Source organism: Roseibium aggregatum, assembly GCF_014692675.1.
Taxonomy (GTDB): Bacteria; Pseudomonadota; Alphaproteobacteria; order Rhizobiales; family Stappiaceae; genus Roseibium; species Roseibium aggregatum_C.
In genome coordinates, this window is record NZ_JABFCZ010000068.1 from 1 (window position 1) to 2,057 (window position 2,057).

Sequence of the window (2,057 nt, forward strand, 5' to 3'; positions counted from 1 at the left end):
AACCGCTTCAAGAACATGGAAACTTCTATCATCAGTCATAGGCGCAGACATAGAAACTGACACCGTAAGCTCCTCCGCTCCTTCAGTGTCACAACCTCTCGCCCATAACCTCATGCCGCGCTAGATGGGGTCGGCTTCGCGCTTACGCTTAAGCGAGCGCTATCGGACATTGCCGGGCAAGATGTCGCGAACCATAATGAGAATTTCGAACTAGTGATTAAGCACGTGAGAGATTTTTTCCGCGTGGAAGCAAATGTCAATGCACCTGGGCCGGCGCGACTAGAAGCTGATTATGCCACTTTTCAAGGGTGGATGACCGAAAAGAAAATTTTTGAAGGTCATTCCGAACGAGAAGCGTTGAATCTTCCGACACGGGAAAGACTAGATGAGATGGAGGCTTGGGTCCGCGAGGGCAAGCCAGACAAATACGACCCAGCACCCTAAATATTCTATTCATGCTCAACTGAACCCATTTGCCTACCTCCCTCTCCGTGGACATTTGTGCCTTGTTCGGATTCTTCTGTGGCCGACGAGCGATACGTTTGTTTCCAATCGATTAGCGAAGGCTATAGGGCTGAGAGGGTGCTAAAAGACGCTCCAGCAGTGACAGGAAATCGCTACAGTTACCTTGCTTCAACTAATCAGGATATTGCGGTACAGCCAATCAGGAGTGACGATCGCACTAAGCGTAACTGCTCACTATTCCTGAATTATAGAATATGACCATCAATATTCTTTGGATGGATTCACAAGAATCTAAAGCAATTTTTCTAAGAACCATCTTAAAATGGGATTTCGCCGTCAAAGTCCGGCTCAGTTCGGTCACTTGCCTCCAGCCGTGTTAATAAGTTCTCTATAACAACGCTTCTCTTTTCTTCAGACCCCCCGCGTAGAAGCTCGATAAATTTTAGCAAGCCATCAACATATACTTCATAATTCCTATAATATACAAACTGTCCGGAGCAAAACACGGAAATCAGCTTATTTGGCAATGCGATTGTATTCTCTAACATCGTCTGCCGATATAACTGCTCTAATCGCTCTAATATTTTTCGGGTGTCCCTCTCAAACTTGGCATCGGATTGAATTGATACGATTGCTCCAGCTAATTCATCCGCAAAGTTACGATATGCCGCGATCTCCGGATTTGAAAATGAGAGCTCTCCAAACTTGCCCTTCATTACTTGACTTTGGATTTCGGAAAACGATTTAGATCGTTTTTTTCGTTCTTTTTCGCACATCGCAGAGAGTAGTCTGAGGTACTTAAATTCGCTCAAACCACATTCCGTTACTACCAACTGGAATAATTTCCCAACGAAATACACTTCGGTTTGAAAATCATAGATTCCGCTGCTGAACTCAGGTGGCGTCTCGCACCACCAATTCAGAGATATACTTTTTTGCCCTTGATATTTTGCTTCATTGCCGACCGTTTTTCCAAATCCAAAATCTATTATCTTTGGCACGCCGGAGCTTCCGACGAGAATATTTTCGGGCCTAATATCCCTATGAAGAACACCTTTCTCTTGAAGGTGAGTAAATCCATCGACGACACCTTCGAATACTTTATCTGCGCTTGCCGGATTCCTTCTTAGAAAATCGACAATATTTTCCGCAGAAATGTATTCCATAACGATGTATGATGTTTTATGTTCAGAATAATCAAAAAAATTATACACCCTAACTATGTTTCTATGACTTAATCTAAACAGTATCCGCGCCTCATCTCGAAAACGTTTTAAAAGCTCGTCAAAAAGTTCTGGATCTTCGGTATCTTGGACTATGGGTTTGTATTTTTTCACCACAAAATCACAGGCCATTCCTTCGTCACGAACGTGAATAGTTTCGCCGCAAGCGCCACTACCCAATGTATTCACGTAGGTGAATTTAGCAGGTCGGTTAAACTCGATTTCTTCTGGTATTGGCACGCTAGGCTTCGTGGACAAAGCTTGACTGGGGACTCGGACCTTGATTCAAGGCTGGCTTTTGGAGGCAGCCTTGGGCGAGCGGATTGGCGTTACAGACGAAGAATGGGAAGTGATCGGGCCGCTGTTGCC

The 2,057-nt window shown here is 44.6% G+C and carries 1 protein-coding gene; it reads right to left on the reverse strand.

What is annotated here, in order from left to right; genetic code table 11:
• Window positions 1-782: 782 nt before the first annotated feature.
• Complete coding sequence (locus HK439_RS26240; RefSeq protein ID WP_190294440.1) at window positions 783-1,928, reverse strand: protein kinase domain-containing protein; 1,146 nt, start codon at window positions 1,926-1,928, stop codon at window positions 783-785.
• Window positions 1,929-2,057: the final 129 nt, after the last annotated feature.